The following is a 14,204-nucleotide window of genomic DNA, read 5'->3' as shown; positions in this document are numbered from 1 at the left end:
GTAATTCCACAGTGCACGGGCACCTTCCGACCTTCAGCTTCCCCAGCACGCGACAAAACCCTCGCTGCCGCCCGGATTGTCGCGTACACCAGCCTGGTCGAGCTGGAAATCGCCACAGGGGTCGTGCGCCATCAACGTGCCCGACAGGCGCGTAGCGAGCAGCGTGAAGCTGTCTTCGTCACGCAGGGCCTGCAAGCGGTAGTAGCGGCTGCCCACGGGTAGAGGGGTCGACAACTGCTGGCTGTCGGCATAACCGCCAACGCGGGCATGATGACGCTCCAGGCGCAGAGCCGCGTCATGCAGCACACCGACCACTTCGCTGCGCGCGGCACGGCGCAGCGCATCGTTGTAACTGGGGTAGGCAATGGCTGCCAGCATGCCGATCAGCGCCACGACAATCAATGATTCGATCAGACCAAACCCTTGCTGCACGTCAACCCTCCCGCAGGCGTTGGCGCCAGCTGACGCGAAAAGGGACTGTATCGCTGCCCAGCGCGTACACCGCTTCGAGCACCTGGCGATTGCGCGAGGCCCGACTGATGGCGGTCACACGTACCAGGGTCACTGATGTCGCCGGGGGCAGGCCAGCCGCCAGCTCGGTGTTGCCCAACGTTTGCAGCAGCACGAAACCGCTGGCGGTCGGGCGCCACGGTGCAACCGGCGCTCCGCGCGGGATCGGCGGCGGCAAACACCCACCGCACGGCGACGCAAGCGCTGCCGGCAACAACGCCAAGCCTTCGCGCAGCCCCGCCTCAGCCTGCTCGAACGCTCGCACCCCGGCCACCTGTTCGCTGACCAACCGTTGTTGGGCCTGCGCCTCGTACAGCACCTGCGCCGCCAGTAGCCCAAGCAACAGGCTCAAGCCGAGTGCCAACAGCAACGCCACCCCGCGCTGGCGCCTCATGTCTGACCTGCTGTGTTACGCAAGGCAACGCTGATCCGATGGCGCTGGGTCAACAGATAGCGTGGGTCATGCAGGGTGAGTTCAATGTCCAGGCGCTCGCCCTGCTCGACCTCGACGTGGGTCACCTGTAGCCCGCGGACCTGGTCGATCAAGGTGGCCCGCTGGCTGGCGCTGGTGAACATCAGGCCACCATTGCGCACCTCGTACAGTATCTGACGCACGGGCAAGGCGAGTACGCCCGCAGCGCCCATCTGCTGGCCAAGCTCCACCTTGGCCCAGGTCAGGCAGTCGGTAAGGACGGTCCAGTCCGCAGGACCCGGCAACCCAGACAGATCGGCTGTGACCAGCGTCAGGCTGTCGCCGGTGATCGTGATAGGCCGGGCGAACGCCTCGGCACTGCCCGCGTTGGGGAACTGCGCGGGCTCCAGGCGTAGGCAGCCGAACATGCCCGCCATGCGCACCTCCTCGGCAATGCGCTGCAACGCCAGACGCGCGTCATCGTGCATGCGAGCAGCCACGCCTTGCACCGCCCACGCCTGGTGCGCCGACAGCAGCAAACGGCTCGCCCCGGTCAGCAGCAGCACAGCCAAGGCCAGTGCCAGCAGGGTTTCGAGCAATCCCAGGCCAGTCTGTCGACACCTCATGGCAGCACCCTGCCCTGCACGTTGAGTGACGCATCGCTGCCAGACCACTGCACCTCGACTTTCATCGCATCACCGACGACGCTGACGTGCCCCTGCGCAGAGGCGCCAAACGCAGCAATGACCTGCGCGCGCCACGCGGCCTCATCGGAGTCGGTCAGCCGCCCTGCCCCTCTGACACGCTCCAGCAGGCCCTGGGCCAGGTGCAACGCCTGGCCCTCTCGCTGGGCCCTGTCGAACGCCTGCGTCCCGCGTACTTGCAACGCCGCAGCCGCCATCAGACCGAGTGCCAGTACCGTCATCGCCACCAGCACTTCCAGCAGTGCCATGCCCCCCATCTTCATCACCATCGCCACCCCTCCTGGGAACTTTCCGCGTTTGTCCGTCGAGCCAGCCCACTGGCCTTCGCCGTAGCCGGCCGCGAAGCTATAGCCAAGCACTTCCAGGGAGGAATGCACGATGAGGCAACAAGGGGTAACACTGATACAAATGATGTTCGCGCTTGGCGTTGCGGGCCTTCTCACACAACTGAGCGTAACGGCCTACAAAGCGATGAGCGATGACCTGCACCAGGCTAACGTGGCGCGCAGTTTGGCGCTGGCCCTGCGCGAGGCACGCAACCAGGCAACGCTGCGCCATCAGGCGACGCTTGTACGCCCGCTGCGCGGAGATTGGGGTCAGGGATGGCGCATTTCACTGGAGGACGGCGAGCAGTTGCTTCGGGAATACCGACCGGCACGGCCGGTGCGGATCATTGCCAGTAGCCGCCGGGTGGTGAGATTCAGTGCACGTGGGGCACCGTTGGGGGCAGGTTTTGGTGCTGTCACGTTGTTCATCTGCGAGCGCAACCCACCCTTGAGCCAGCATCGCGTGGTGCTCAGCTCAAGCGGGCGGGTAAGCCTGCGCAGCACTCAAACCAACGGCTGCGCAGGACGCTGATCAGATCAGCGAGCGTACCCGCAGTTCCTTGGGCATCGAGAACGTAATGTTTTCCTCACGCCCCTCCAGCTCTTCGGCAGCGCTCGCGCCCCAGGCCTTGAGCTGCTCGATCACGCCACGCACCAGCACTTCAGGCGCCGAGGCGCCGGCGGTGATGCCGATGCGCGCGACGCCATCGAACCAGCTGCGTTGCAGGTCTTCGGCGCCATCGATCAGGTAGGCCGGCGTGCTCATGCGCTCGGCCAACTCGCGCAGGCGGTTGGAATTGGAGCTGTTGGGGCTGCCGACCACCAGTACCACGTCGCACTCGTCAGCCAGTTGCTTAACGGCATCCTGGCGGTTCTGGGTGGCGTAGCAGATGTCGTCCTTGCGTGGCCCACCAATGTTGGGAAAGCGTGCGCGCAGGGCATCGATGACCCGACTGGTGTCATCCATCGACAGCGTAGTCTGGGTGACGAACGCCAGATGGTTAGGATCGCGCACCTGCAACGCGGCAACGTCTTTCTCGTCTTCGACGAGGTAGATGCTGCCGCCGTTGGTGACGTCGTACTGACCCATGGTGCCTTCGACTTCCGGGTGCCCGGCATGGCCGATGAGAATGCACTCACGCCCATCGCGGCTGTACTTGGCAACCTCGATGTGCACCTTGGTCACCAGCGGGCAGGTGGCGTCGAACACTTTCAGACCACGACCGGCCGCTTCCTGGCGCACGGCCTGGGAGACGCCGTGGGCGCTGAAGATGACGATGACGTCGTCCGGCACCTGGTCCAGCTCTTCGACGAAGACCGCACCGCGATTGCGTAGATCCTCGACCACGAACTTGTTGTGCACCACTTCATGACGCACGTAAATCGGCGGGCCGAAAACCTCGAGCGCACGGTTGACGATCTCGATCGCCCGGTCGACCCCCGCGCAGAAGCCGCGCGGGTTGGCGAGTTTGATTTGCATGCTTGGCTCCAGGCTCACACGGCCTTCACGTCGAGGATCTGCACCTCGAAGCTCAGGGTCTTGCCAGCCAGCGGATGGTTGAAATCGATGGTCACTTGATGATCATCGAAGGCCTTTACCACGCCTGGCAGCTCGGTGTTGGCCGCATCGTTGAAGATCACCAGCAACCCGTCGGACAGCTCCATGCCTTCGAACTGCGTACGTGGCATCACCTGCACGTTCTGTGGATTGTGCTGGCCGAAGGCGTTCTCCGGGGCCAGGCTGACGGTGCGCTTGTCGCCGGCCTTGAAGCCGAACAGCGCGGCCTCGAAACCTGGCAGCAGATTGCCGTCACCGACCTTGAACACCGCCGGCGCCTTGTCGAACGTGCTGTCGACGGTGTCGCCGTTTTCCAGGTGCAGCGCGAAGTGCAGGGTGACTTCGGTGTTCTGGCCAATACGGGTCTCAGTCATGGACAGGCTCCTCGGACTTCTTGCTCTTGAACATATCCAGCGCCAGCATCACCGCGCCTACGGTAATGGCGCTGTCGGCCAGGTTGAAGGCCGGGAAGTAATGGCGGTTCTGCCAGTGCACCAGGATGAAGTCGACCACATGGCCCAGCACGACGCGGTCGTACAGGTTGCCCAGTGCGCCGCCCAGCACCAGGGCCAACGCCACCGCCAGCCAGGTCTCGTTGCGCCCCAGGCGCTTGAGCCAGACCACCAGCACGCCGCTGACCACAATGGCGATCAAGGCGAACAGCCAGCGCTGCCAGCCGGAACTTTCGGCCAGGAAGCTGAACGCTGCCCCGGTGTTGTAGGCCAAGGTCCAGCTGAAGTAGTCGGGGATGACCACGATCTGCTGGTACAGGCTCAACTTGCCTTCGAAGTACACCTTGGTGACCTGGTCGAGGACCAGGACCACCAGGCTGAGCCAGAGCCAGGCAAGACGCCCGAAGCGCCCCGCGCCAGTGTTAGGCATAGTGGCGCACCTCACCGGAGCCGCTGATGTTGTCTGCGCAGCGAGCGCAGATTTCCGGATGCTCCGGGTGGCTGCCGACGTCGGCGCGGAAGTGCCAGCAACGGCCGCACTTGGCGTGACCGGACTTGACGATCTTCAGCTTGAGACCTTCGACTTCGGTTGTCACGGCATCCGCCGGCGCCTGGACGAACGGCACCACGCTGGCGGCCGAGGTGATCAGCACGAAGCGCAGCTCGTCGCCCAGTTTGTTCAGGTCAGCGGTCAGGCCGTCCTCGGCGAACAGGGTGACTTCGGCTTGCAGGTTACCGCCAATGACCTTGGCGGTACGCTGGTTCTCCAGCTCCTTGTTGACCGCTGCCTTGACCGCCATGACGCGGTCCCAGTACGCACGGTCCAGCTCGGTGCCTTGCGGCAGCTCGCTCAGGCCTTGGTACCAGCCATTGAGCATCACCGACTCGTTGCGCTCGCCCGGCAGGTACTGCCAGATCTCGTCGGCGGTGAATGCCAGGATCGGCGCGATCCAGCGCACCAGCGCCTCGCTGATGTGGTACAGCGCGGTCTGGCAGGAACGACGGGCGACACTGTTGGCGCCCGTGGTGTACTGGCGGTCCTTGATGATGTCGAGGTAGAAGCCACCGAGTTCCTGCACGCAGAAGTTGTGGATCTTCGAGTAGACGTTCCAGAAGCGGTATTCGCTGTAGTGCTCTTCGAGTTCACGCTGCAGCAGCAGGGTGCGGTCAACGGCCCAGCGGTCCAGCGCCAGCATGTCCTCAGGGGCCAGCAGGTCGCGCGCCGGGTCGAAGCCGGACAGGTTGGAGAGCAGGAAACGCGCGGTGTTGCGGATACGCCGGTAGGCGTCGGCGCTGCGCTGCAGGATCTGCTCGGAGACGGCCATCTCGCCGGAGTAGTCAGTGGCAGCAACCCACAGGCGCAGGATATCGGCGCCCAGGGTGTTGTTGACCTTCTCAGGCTCGATGGTGTTGCCCAGCGACTTGGACATCTTGCGGCCGCTCTCGTCCACAGTGAAACCGTGGGTCAGCAGCTCGCGGTACGGCGCGTGGCCGTCGATGGCGCAACCGGTCAGCAAGGAGGAGTGGAACCAGCCGCGATGCTGGTCGGAACCTTCCAGGTACAGGTCGGCGCGAGGGCCGGTGGCGTGGCCGATGTCGTGGGAGCCACGCAGCACGTGCCAGTGGGTGGTGCCAGAGTCGAACCACACGTCCAGGGTGTCGCTGATCTTGTCGTATTGGGCGGCTTCTTCACCCAGCAGCTCGGCGGCATCGAGCTTGAACCAGGCCTCGATACCCTCCTGCTCGACGCGCTTGGCCACTGCTTCCATCAGCTCGACAGTGCGCGGGTGCAACTCGCCGGTCTGCTTGTCGAGGAAGAAGGGAATCGGCACACCCCAGTTGCGCTGACGCGAGATACACCAGTCCGGGCGGTTGGCGATCATCGAGTGCAGGCGCGCCTGGCCCCAGGACGGCACGAACTTGGTGTCTTCGATAGCCTTGAGGGCACGCTCGCGCAGCGGCTCGCCAGTGCTTGGCTGCTTGTCCATGCCCACGAACCACTGCGCGGTGGCGCGGTAGATCAGCGGGGTCTTGTGGCGCCAGCAGTGCATGTAGCTGTGGGAGATGGTTTCGCTGTGCATCAGCGCACCGACTTCGGTCAGCTTTTCGACGATGGCCGGGTTGGCTTTCCAGATGAACTGGCCGCCAAAGAAAGGCAGCGACTCGACGTACACGCCGTTGCTTTGCACCGGAGTGAGGATGTCGTCGTTGACCATGCCATAGCGCTTGCAGCTAATGAAGTCATCTTCACCATAGGCCGGCGCGGAGTGGACCACGCCCGTGCCAGCCCCCAGCTCGACGTAGTCGGCCAGGTACAGCGGCGACAGGCGGTCGTAGAACGGATGACGGAAGTTGATCAGCTCCAGGTCCGAACCCAGCGCCGTCGCGATGATCGAGCCTTCCAGGCTGTAGCGCTTGAGACATGCCTCGACCAACTCTTCGGCCAGCACCAACAGGCGCTCACCCGTGTCGACCAGGGCGTACTTGAAGTCCGGGTTGACGTTGAGCGCCTGGTTGGCCGGGATGGTCCAGGGGGTGGTGGTCCAGATCACGATCGCCGTCGGCTTGCTCAGCGAGGCGAGACCGAAGGCTGCGGCGAGCTTGTCGTTATCCGCGACCGGGAACGCCACGTCGATGGCCAGGGATTTCTTGTCGGCGTACTCGACCTCGGCTTCGGCCAGGGCCGAACCGCAATCGAAGCACCAGTTCACAGGCTTGAGCCCTTTGAACACGAAGCCTTGCTTGACCATCTCGGCCAGGGCACGGATCTCACCGGCCTCGTTGGCGAAGTTCATGGTCTTGTAGGGGTTGCTCCAATCGCCCAACACGCCCAGACGAATGAACTCGGTCTTCTGCCCTTCGATCTGCTCGGCAGCGTACTCGCGGCACAGCTCACGGGTGCGGTCGGCGGTCAGGTGCTTGCCATGGGTGACCTCGACCTTGTGTTCGATCGGCAGTCCATGGCAGTCCCAGCCCGGCACGTAGGGGGCATCGAAGCCGGACAGGGTCTTGGAGCGGACGATCATGTCCTTGAGAATCTTGTTCAGCGCATGACCGATGTGGATCTTGCCGTTGGCATAGGGCGGGCCGTCGTGCAGGACGAACTTCGGACGATCCTTGCCAATTTCGCGCAGCTTCTGGTACAGGCCAATGCTGTCCCAGCGCTGCAGGATCTGCGGTTCGCGCTGAGGCAGGCCGGCCTTCATCGGGAAGGCGGTGTCCGGAAGGTTTAGCGTGGCTTTGTAGTCGGTCATTTCAGGCTCTTCGTTAGCGGTTGAGCGTGCCAGTGGGCACGTGCGGCGGCGATATCCGCGTCGATCGCCGACTTCAGCGCCTCCAGGGAGGCGAAACGCTGCTCTTCGCGCAGCTTGTGGTGGAACTCCACCGTCAGGCGCCGGCCGTAGAGGTCGCCGGCGAAGTCCAGAAGATGAATCTCCAGGTGAGGACGCCCGTCACCAGCAACGGTGGGGCGTACTCCGATGTTGCCGACACCCGGCCAGCGCTTGCCGTCGATCTCGATGCTGGCCAGATAGACCCCGGACAGTGGCACGCGGCGGCGCTTGAGCTGGATGTTGGCGGTGGGGGTACCGAGCTGACGGGCCAGTTTCTGGCCGTGCAGCACGCGACCGGTAATGCGGTAGGGACGCCCCAGCAAATGCTCGGCGAGTTCGAAATCAGCGCGGCCCAAGGCATTGCGCACCTCGGTGCTGCTGACCCGCAGGCCGTCCTGGATCACTGTGTTGGCGGCCTCGACGCTGAAGCCGAACTGCTTGCCGGCCTGCAACAGGTAATCAAAGTCGCCCGCACGGTCGCAGCCGAAGCGGAAGTCGTCGCCGACTTCAAGGTGGCGTACACCCAGACCATCAACCAGCACCGCCTTGACGAACTGCTCGGCACTGAGCTGGCTCAGGCGCTGGTTGAACGGCAGGCACAACACCCGATCGATCCCCTCGCCCGCCAGTAGCTCGACCTTGTCACGCAGGCGTGCCAGCCGGGCCGGCGCGCTATCGGGGGCGAAATATTCGCGCGGCTGTGGCTCGAAGACTACCACACAGGTCGCCAGCCCGAGTTCCTGACCGCGTTCACGCAGGCGTGCGAGGATCGCCTGGTGGCCACGGTGGACCCCGTCGAAGTTGCCAATGGTGGCGACACATCCCCGGTGCTCGGGGCGCAGGTTGTGAAGACCTCGAACCAGCTGCATAACGCGCTTCTTGCTCATAAAGTGGCCGATTATAACCACACCCGGGCGCTGGCGACAGGCAGCACCACCACCGGTGGGCGTGGAACGTGAAAAACCGATGCCTGACCGCTGCTACGTCTCAATGCAACGCCTTGCGGGCGAAATGCCGCGCCCGGAAACCGCACAGGTACAGGCAGCCAAAGTAAGTGACCACACCCGCCACGATCAACGCCCCCAGGCGCAGGAAGCGCTCGAGCATGCCTCCCTCGGCCCAGTCCGGCAGGTAATGCATGCCCAACAGCAGTACGCCAGACATCAGCACAACCGCCAATACCAGCTTGAGCAGGAACATCACCCAACCCGGCTGCGGTTGGAACAACTGCTGGCTGCGCAGCTTCCAGTACAGCAGGGCGGCATTCAGGCAGGCGCCCAGGCTGATCGCCAGGGCCAGGCCGGCGTGGGCTAGCGGGCCGATCAGGGCCAGGTTCAGCAACTGCGTGCAGACCAGGGTGAACACCGCGATCTTCACCGGAGTACGGATATTCTGCTGGGCATAGAAGCCCGGTGCCAGCACCTTGACCAGGATGATCGCCAACAGCCCTACCGAATAGGCGATCAGCGCACGCTGGGTCATGGCCGCGTCGAAAGCGGTGAACTTGCCGTATTGGAACAGCGCCACGGTCAACGGCTCGGCCAGGATCGCCATGGCTAGGGTGCACGGCAGCACTAGCAAGAAGCACAGCCGCAAGCCCCAGTCGAGAATCCGCGAATATTCTTCGCGGTCCTTGTTGGCGTAGGTCTTGGCCAGGGTGGGCAGCAGGATGGTGCCCAGGGCCACCCCCAGCACACCGGAAGGCAGTTCCATCAGACGGTCGGCGTAGTACATCCAAGACACCGAGCCTGCCACCAGGAACGAGGCGAAGATGGTGTTGATGATCAGCGAGATCTGGCTCACCGAAACACCGAGAATGGCCGGCAGCATCTGCTTGAGCACCCGCCAGACCCCGGTATCGCGAAGGTTCAGACGCGGTAGCACGAGCATGCCGATCTTCTTCAGTGCCGGCAGTTGGTAGAGCAGTTGCGCCAGGCCACCGGCCAGCACCCCCCAGCCCAGGGCCATGATCGGTGGATCGAAGTACGGGGTGAGCAGCACGGCGAAGGCGATCATCGCCACGTTGAGCAGCGTCGGGGTGAAGGCCGGGACAGTGAAGCGGTTCCAGGTATTGAGGATGGCCCCGACCAGGGATGACAGGGAGATCAGCAATATATAAGGAAAGGTCACCCGCAATAGCGAGGTGGTCAGCTCGTATTTTTCGGCGCTGTCGACGAAGCCCGGAGCAGTGGCCCAGACCACCCACGGCGCAGCGAGGATGCCTATGACCGTGACCAGCGCCAGGACCAACGTCAGCAGGCCACTGATATAGGCAATGAAGGTGCGGGTTGCTTGCTCGCCCTGCTGGGTCTTGTACTCGGCCAGGATCGGCACGAAGGCCTGCGAGAACGCGCCCTCGGCAAAGATCCGCCGCAGCAGGTTGGGCAGTTTGAAGGCGATGAAGAAGGCGTCGGTGGCGATGCCGGCACCGAATATCCGCGCCAGGATGGTATCGCGCACGAAGCCGAGCACCCGCGAAATCATGGTGATGGAGCTGACTGCGGCAAGGGATTTGAGCAGGTTCATCGAAAAGTTTCACGCCAAGGGCAGAGGGCGCTGCCAGTCGGCGCCCGAATGTGCGATACTCCCGCGCCTTCGCAGGGGAGCCAAAAATTCCCGAGTTTACAGATCACGCGACAGAAAGGAATCTTTCCGCCGTTTGATCCTGCCGCTCGGCGGAACCCTGCAGGTGGCCTTGACATCCGTTCGACTCATCGGCATGATTCGCGGCCTATTTTGTTTGCTATTTACCTAAAGTCTTTCGAGGAGCTCGACGGTGGCCAACACACCTTCCGCCAAGAAACGTGCAAAACAGGCTGAGAAGCGTCGCAGCCACAACGCCAGCCTGCGTTCCATGGTCCGCACCTACATCAAGAATGTAGTTAAAGCCATTGACGCAAAAGACGCCGAAAAAGCGCAAGCCGCTTACGTTCTGGCAGTGCCTGTCATCGACCGTATGGCCGATAAAGGCATCATCCACAAGAACAAAGCTGCTCGCCACAAAGGCCGTCTGAATGGCCACATCAAGGCACTGAAAGAAGCTGCAGCTGCCTAAGCGACGTTCTTGTCGAAAAAACCGACCTCAGGGTCGGTTTTTTTATGCCTGCGTTTCTTGTTGAAGCGCAACCCGCCATATCGGGTGCCGCTACCCTAGCAGCGCTGTCCACGGGTGTGCACAGCGCTGCTGGGGCGGCTACACAGAACCACTCATTTCCCGATCGGAATCTTCGGCGCCCACTGCAGCCAGGCTTCGTCCGGCTTGTCGAACAGCGCGAAGGTCTGCTGCGGGCGCGCAGGATTGCCCATTTGCTCACCCTCTGGCGTAGCAAAGGCGATACCGCCCTCGACCAGTGTTTCCAGCGACTCGGTACGCACCGAAGCCCCTTTCAACAGCCCCCAATCGAAACCAAAACCGCTGGTGTTCCAGAAGCGGCTCCCACCACGCACCAGGCCGGCGTAACGCGGCTCGATGAGGATGTGGATCAACACGCGGTCCGCGCTCTGTCCCAGCTCGAAACCGGTCACCTTGCCCACCGCCACTTCACGGTAGGTGACCGGCACGCCTGGCTTGATCGAGCCGCGCCGCGAGGCACTCAAGGTCAACGGCAAGCCGACCTCTTCGCCCTTCACCTCCGGCGCATCGGCCAAGGCGATGAAATCGCGCTGTGGGCCCTTGTCCCTGAGAGCAGGCTGCACTTCCAGATACTGGCCACCAATCACGGTGTCGAGGTTCTCCGTACGCATCAGGCCAAACGCTGGCTTGACCACCCAGAACTGCGTGCCCTGGCGCGCGATACGTTCCGCCGCTTGGGTGATGCGCGCGCGCAGCACGACCGCCTGCAGGTCTGCGGTCAGATCGACGCTTTCGACACTGCCCACGTCAATGCCACGAAAGCGAATGGGCGTGCCGGATTTCAGGCCATCGGCACGCTCCACGCGAATGGTCACCAAGGTGCCTGCGCGATTGGCCGCCTCCTGGCTTTCATGCAGGCGGAAACGTGGGATGCGCCGTTTCAGCGGCACATCCGACCTTGGCGTGTCGAAGGCAATACCGCCCGACATCAAGGTCTGCAACGACTCGCTCTTGACCTGGATGCCAGACAGCCCGCCGGTAAGGGTGATACCACTGGCATTCCAGAAGCGGGTCGAGCCATTGACCAGATTGGCGTACTCCTTCTCGATGTGCACGCCGATGAGGATGCGCTTGCTGTTGCGGGCAAATTGATAGCTCTGCACGCTACCCACCCGCACCTGGCGATACATCACCGGACTGCCCACCTCGAGCGAGCCGAGTGTATCGGCAAACAGGACCATGTGCAGACCTGGAGCCTTGAGGTCGAGCGGCGGGGCCTTCGCCCGCGCCTCGAATTCACGCTGCGGCTTGGCATTGCGCTCACCCGGACGGATAGCGATGTAGTTGCCCTTCACCAAGGCCTCCAGCCCGGTGATACCCGCCAGAGAAATGGACGGCTTGACCACCCAGAACTGCGTGCCCTCGACCAGGTAATCCTCGGCCAGCGGATCCAGGGTCAGCTCGCCGGTGGCACTGGACAGGTCGCCTTCGACCTTGAGGTCTTTGAGCGTACCGACCTGGATGCCCTTATAGAGCACCGGCGTACGCCCCTTCTGCAAGCCATCGAAGTCGTTGAACTTGACCTTGACGCGTATCCCGGCCTGCGCGGCATCGAAGTCTTCATACAAGCGGAAAGGCAAGCTAGGGTCGGTGGGAGGGCTATCCTTGCGATTCTCCGGCGTAGCGAAGGCGATGCCGCCGGCCACGATGCTGGACAGCGACTCGGTGCGCACCTTGACCCCGGAAAGGTCGGCATCGATGCTCACACCGCTGGCATTCCAGAAGCGCGTGTGCTTGCGCACCAGGCTCGCGTAGGCTGGCGCGATGAAGACCTTGATCTCCACCGTGCTCTGATCGTCGGACAAACGATAGCTCTTAACACGCCCCACCTGGATCTGCTTGTAGAACACCGGGCTATCGCGGTTCAGCGAGCCCAGGCGCTCGGCCTTGAGCGTCAGGTGCAAGCCCGGTTCGTTGTCAGAAAGCGGCGGAGCCTCCTTCAAGGCAGTGAATCGCTTGGTGGGCTCACCTTCACCGGGGTCGACGGCAATGTAGTTACCTGAGACCAAGGTTTCCAGGCCCGAGATGCCAGCCAGGCTCACACTCGGCTTCACCAGCCAGAAACGCGTCCCTTTGGTCAGGTGTGGCTCGGCATCCTTGCGCATCTCAATGGTGGCGATGACACCGCGATTTTCACCTTGGTTATCCAGGACCAGGCCGGTCACCTTGCCCACCGACATGCCTTTGAAGATGACTTCCGTCTTGTTGGCGACAATGCCCTCACCGGTCTCGAAGCGCACCTGGATCTCGATACCGGCATCCCGGTAGGCCTGCCAGGCCAGCCAGCCACCGATCATCAGGGCGATCAGTGGCAAGATCCAGATGGCCGACCAATTGGAAGCTGGGCGGGTTTTAGCCGTAGGCATGTCACTCATGGTCGTCATCCGACTCCGTGTTATCCCAGATCAGTCGGGGATCGAAAGTTAAAGCGGCAAGCATCGTCAGGATCACCACACTGGCAAAAGCGATAGCCCCCAAGTTGGCTTCGACACTGGCGATACGCCCGAAATTCACCACCGCCACCAGAATGGCAATGACGAAGATATCCAACATCGACCAGCGCCCAATGAACTCGATAAAGCGGTACATCCAGATCCGCTGCCGAGCCGATAGCGGTTGGTGGCGCTGCACGGAGTACAGCAGCAGGCCGATACCGACCAGCTTGAACGTGGGCACAAGAATACTCGCGACGAACACCACGCCTGCAATTGGCAGCATGCCATGCTTCATCAGCGTAATGACGCCGGACATGATGGTGTCTGGACTGCCCTGGCCGAGGGTGCTGACGGTCATGATTGGCAAGACGTTAGCCGGGATATAAAGCACCATCGCGGTGATCAGCAAAGCCCAGGTACGCACGATGCTGTTAGGTCGACGTTCATGCACCACCGCTCCACAGCGCGTACAGCGCTGCGAGTGGGCACCTTCCTCCCGGCGGTTGAGTTCATGACATTCGTTACAGACCAGAATGCCCGCATCAATCGCCCGCATGAACATCCTCCCCAGATAACGCCACCCAGATCTGGTGCGGTGACATCACCACCTCCAACCACACCTGCACCAGCAGCAGGCTAATAAAGCAGAACAGGCCGAGACCAATACTGAGCTGAGCCAGATCGACCAGTTTGACGATTGCTACCAGCACACCCATGAAGTACACCTCGAGCATGCCCCACTCTCGCAGGTGGTGATAGATACGGTAGATCAACAGGCCGTAGCTGCGGCCAATGTCCAGACGGATGCTTAGCAGCACAGCGAGCTGGCACAACAACTTGAGCAGGGGAATGGCCATGCTGCACAAGAACACCACCACAGCAATGCCGCGCATGTCGGAGTTGTACAAACCAAGTACGCCACTCCAGACCGTGTCATCGGAGGTCTGACCGAGCAAGTGCAGCTGCATGATGGGCAGGAAATTCGCAGGGATGTACAGCAGCAAGGCGGTCAGCACCAGGGCCAAGCTACGGCTGACGAGGTTATGCCGATGGGCATAGAGTTCGTAGCCGCAACGAGGGCAAATGGCTTTCTCGTCATTTTGCAGGCTCGTCTTGCGCATCAGCAGGTCGCATTCGTGGCAGGCGATGAGTTCGTCCAGCGGCAGCTGCGCCAGTGCTTCGGGATCGACTGGGTTAGGCATAGAGAGGTTCTGAATGAAGGCGTCGGCTCTATTCTAGTGTTCTCACTCGAAATGTGGGAGCCGGTGTAGCCGTGATCTGGATCCCGCGGTGTAGACGCCAGAAAGACAAAACCCCTACCTGCTTACGCAGATAGGGGTTT

General features: G+C 62.5%; 15 protein-coding genes. 2 read left to right on the top strand and 13 right to left on the bottom strand.

Translation table 11 applies throughout. The annotated features are described in order from the left end of the window. Positions 1–33 precede the first annotated feature (33 nt). From FEM01_RS12240 to FEM01_RS12225, 4 genes are read right to left on the bottom strand one after another with little or no spacing between them, the layout of a single operon-like run. The gene (locus FEM01_RS12240) at positions 34–432 is read right to left on the bottom strand and encodes a type IV pilin protein (protein WP_138219705.1); all 399 of its coding nucleotides are present in this window, start codon (positions 430–432) and stop codon (positions 34–36) included. A 1-nt stretch (position 433) separates the two neighbouring features. Beyond that, entirely contained in the window at positions 434–904 is a 471-nt protein-coding gene (locus FEM01_RS12235) for a hypothetical protein (protein WP_138219704.1), read from the bottom strand. After that, positions 901–1,548, bottom strand: a complete 648-nt coding sequence (locus FEM01_RS12230) for a PilW family protein (RefSeq protein ID WP_138219703.1) — start codon at positions 1,546–1,548, stop codon at positions 901–903. The genes FEM01_RS12235 and FEM01_RS12230 overlap by 4 nt, the downstream gene beginning before the upstream one ends. After that, the gene (locus FEM01_RS12225; RefSeq protein WP_138219702.1) at positions 1,545–2,003 is read right to left on the bottom strand and encodes a type IV pilus modification PilV family protein; all 459 of its coding nucleotides are present in this window, start codon (positions 2,001–2,003) and stop codon (positions 1,545–1,547) included. The genes FEM01_RS12230 and FEM01_RS12225 overlap by 4 nt, the downstream gene beginning before the upstream one ends. Before the next feature lie 94 nt (positions 2,004–2,097). On the opposite strand from FEM01_RS12225, the gene FEM01_RS12220 reads away from it, so the two are divergent. Beyond that, positions 2,098–2,484: a GspH/FimT family protein gene (locus tag FEM01_RS12220; RefSeq protein WP_431188590.1), complete on the top strand. Its 387-nt coding sequence runs from the start codon at positions 2,098–2,100 to the stop codon at positions 2,482–2,484. On the opposite strand, the gene ispH is transcribed toward FEM01_RS12220, so the two are convergent. The 6 genes from ispH to murJ all read right to left on the bottom strand — a co-directional run bounded on the left by ispH (position 2,485) and on the right by murJ (position 9,820). Then, positions 2,485–3,432 carry a 4-hydroxy-3-methylbut-2-enyl diphosphate reductase gene (gene ispH / locus FEM01_RS12215; protein ID WP_138219700.1) on the bottom strand — a complete coding sequence of 316 codons (948 nt, stop codon included), beginning with the start codon at positions 3,430–3,432 and terminating at the stop codon, positions 2,485–2,487. A gap of 14 nt (positions 3,433–3,446) precedes the next feature. Next, entirely contained in the window at positions 3,447–3,884 is a 438-nt protein-coding gene (gene fkpB / locus FEM01_RS12210) for an FKBP-type peptidyl-prolyl cis-trans isomerase (protein ID WP_138219699.1), read from the bottom strand. Further along, the gene (gene lspA, locus FEM01_RS12205) at positions 3,877–4,392 is read right to left on the bottom strand and encodes a signal peptidase II (RefSeq protein WP_138219698.1); all 516 of its coding nucleotides are present in this window, start codon (positions 4,390–4,392) and stop codon (positions 3,877–3,879) included. The genes fkpB and lspA overlap by 8 nt, the downstream gene beginning before the upstream one ends. Continuing rightward, on the bottom strand, positions 4,385–7,216 hold the full coding sequence (gene ileS / locus FEM01_RS12200) for an isoleucine--tRNA ligase (RefSeq protein ID WP_138219697.1): 2,832 nt from the start codon (positions 7,214–7,216) through the stop codon (positions 4,385–4,387). The genes lspA and ileS overlap by 8 nt, the downstream gene beginning before the upstream one ends. Further along, positions 7,213–8,163 (bottom strand): bifunctional riboflavin kinase/FAD synthetase, encoded by a 951-nt coding sequence (gene ribF, locus FEM01_RS12195; protein ID WP_138219696.1) that lies wholly within the window; start codon positions 8,161–8,163, stop codon positions 7,213–7,215. Before ribF ends, ileS begins: the two co-directional genes overlap by 4 nt. 118 nt (positions 8,164–8,281) lie before the next feature. Then, entirely contained in the window at positions 8,282–9,820 is a 1,539-nt protein-coding gene (gene murJ / locus FEM01_RS12190; protein ID WP_138219695.1) for a murein biosynthesis integral membrane protein MurJ, read from the bottom strand. A 250-nt stretch (positions 9,821–10,070) separates the two neighbouring features. Here murJ and rpsT point away from each other — a divergent pair, with 250 nt between their 5' ends. Next, on the top strand, positions 10,071–10,349 hold the full coding sequence (gene rpsT / locus FEM01_RS12185) for a 30S ribosomal protein S20 (RefSeq protein ID WP_003247625.1): 279 nt from the start codon (positions 10,071–10,073) through the stop codon (positions 10,347–10,349). A gap of 152 nt (positions 10,350–10,501) precedes the next feature. Here the strand turns inward: rpsT and FEM01_RS12180 are convergent, their stop codons facing one another. Genes FEM01_RS12180 through FEM01_RS12170 form a run of 3 tightly spaced genes read right to left on the bottom strand, consistent with a single transcriptional unit; the run spans position 10,502 to position 14,064 of the window. Next, positions 10,502–12,802 carry a PqiB family protein gene (locus FEM01_RS12180; protein ID WP_138219694.1) on the bottom strand — a complete coding sequence of 767 codons (2,301 nt, stop codon included), beginning with the start codon at positions 12,800–12,802 and terminating at the stop codon, positions 10,502–10,504. Beyond that, on the bottom strand, positions 12,795–13,418 hold the full coding sequence (locus FEM01_RS12175; RefSeq protein WP_138219693.1) for a paraquat-inducible protein A: 624 nt from the start codon (positions 13,416–13,418) through the stop codon (positions 12,795–12,797). The genes FEM01_RS12180 and FEM01_RS12175 overlap by 8 nt, the downstream gene beginning before the upstream one ends. Then, positions 13,405–14,064: a paraquat-inducible protein A gene (locus FEM01_RS12170; protein WP_138219692.1), complete on the bottom strand. Its 660-nt coding sequence runs from the start codon at positions 14,062–14,064 to the stop codon at positions 13,405–13,407. Before FEM01_RS12170 ends, FEM01_RS12175 begins: the two co-directional genes overlap by 14 nt. Between the last annotated feature and the right edge of the window lie 140 nt (positions 14,065–14,204).

It is taken from the genome of Pseudomonas mosselii (assembly GCF_005796105.1).
GTDB classification, from domain to species: Bacteria; Pseudomonadota; Gammaproteobacteria; order Pseudomonadales; family Pseudomonadaceae; genus Aquipseudomonas; species Aquipseudomonas mosselii_C.
This window is presented reverse-complemented; position numbering and strand designations above follow the sequence as displayed.

What these genes read in the sequence shown, in the direction of transcription:
- FEM01_RS12175 (WP_138219693.1), bottom strand. Translation starts at nt 13,418, where the DNA reads ATGCGGGCGATTGATGCGGGCATTCTGGTCTGTAACGAATGTCATGAA.
- ileS (WP_138219697.1), bottom strand. Translation starts at nt 7,216, where the DNA reads ATGACCGACTACAAAGCCACGCTAAACCTTCCGGACACCGCCTTCCCG.
- ribF (WP_138219696.1), bottom strand. Translation starts at nt 8,163, where the DNA reads ATGCAGCTGGTTCGAGGTCTTCACAACCTGCGCCCCGAGCACCGGGGA.
- ispH (WP_138219700.1), bottom strand. Translation starts at nt 3,432, where the DNA reads ATGCAAATCAAACTCGCCAACCCGCGCGGCTTCTGCGCGGGGGTCGAC.
- FEM01_RS12170 (WP_138219692.1), bottom strand. Translation starts at nt 14,064, where the DNA reads ATGCCTAACCCAGTCGATCCCGAAGCACTGGCGCAGCTGCCGCTGGAC.
- FEM01_RS12220 (WP_431188590.1), top strand. Translation starts at nt 2,098, where the DNA reads ATGAGCGATGACCTGCACCAGGCTAACGTGGCGCGCAGTTTGGCGCTG.
- FEM01_RS12180 (WP_138219694.1), bottom strand. Translation starts at nt 12,802, where the DNA reads ATGAGTGACATGCCTACGGCTAAAACCCGCCCAGCTTCCAATTGGTCG.
- fkpB (WP_138219699.1), bottom strand. Translation starts at nt 3,884, where the DNA reads ATGACTGAGACCCGTATTGGCCAGAACACCGAAGTCACCCTGCACTTC.
- FEM01_RS12235 (WP_138219704.1), bottom strand. Translation starts at nt 904, where the DNA reads ATGAGGCGCCAGCGCGGGGTGGCGTTGCTGTTGGCACTCGGCTTGAGC.
- lspA (WP_138219698.1), bottom strand. Translation starts at nt 4,392, where the DNA reads ATGCCTAACACTGGCGCGGGGCGCTTCGGGCGTCTTGCCTGGCTCTGG.
- FEM01_RS12230 (WP_138219703.1), bottom strand. Translation starts at nt 1,548, where the DNA reads ATGAGGTGTCGACAGACTGGCCTGGGATTGCTCGAAACCCTGCTGGCA.
- murJ (WP_138219695.1), bottom strand. Translation starts at nt 9,820, where the DNA reads ATGAACCTGCTCAAATCCCTTGCCGCAGTCAGCTCCATCACCATGATT.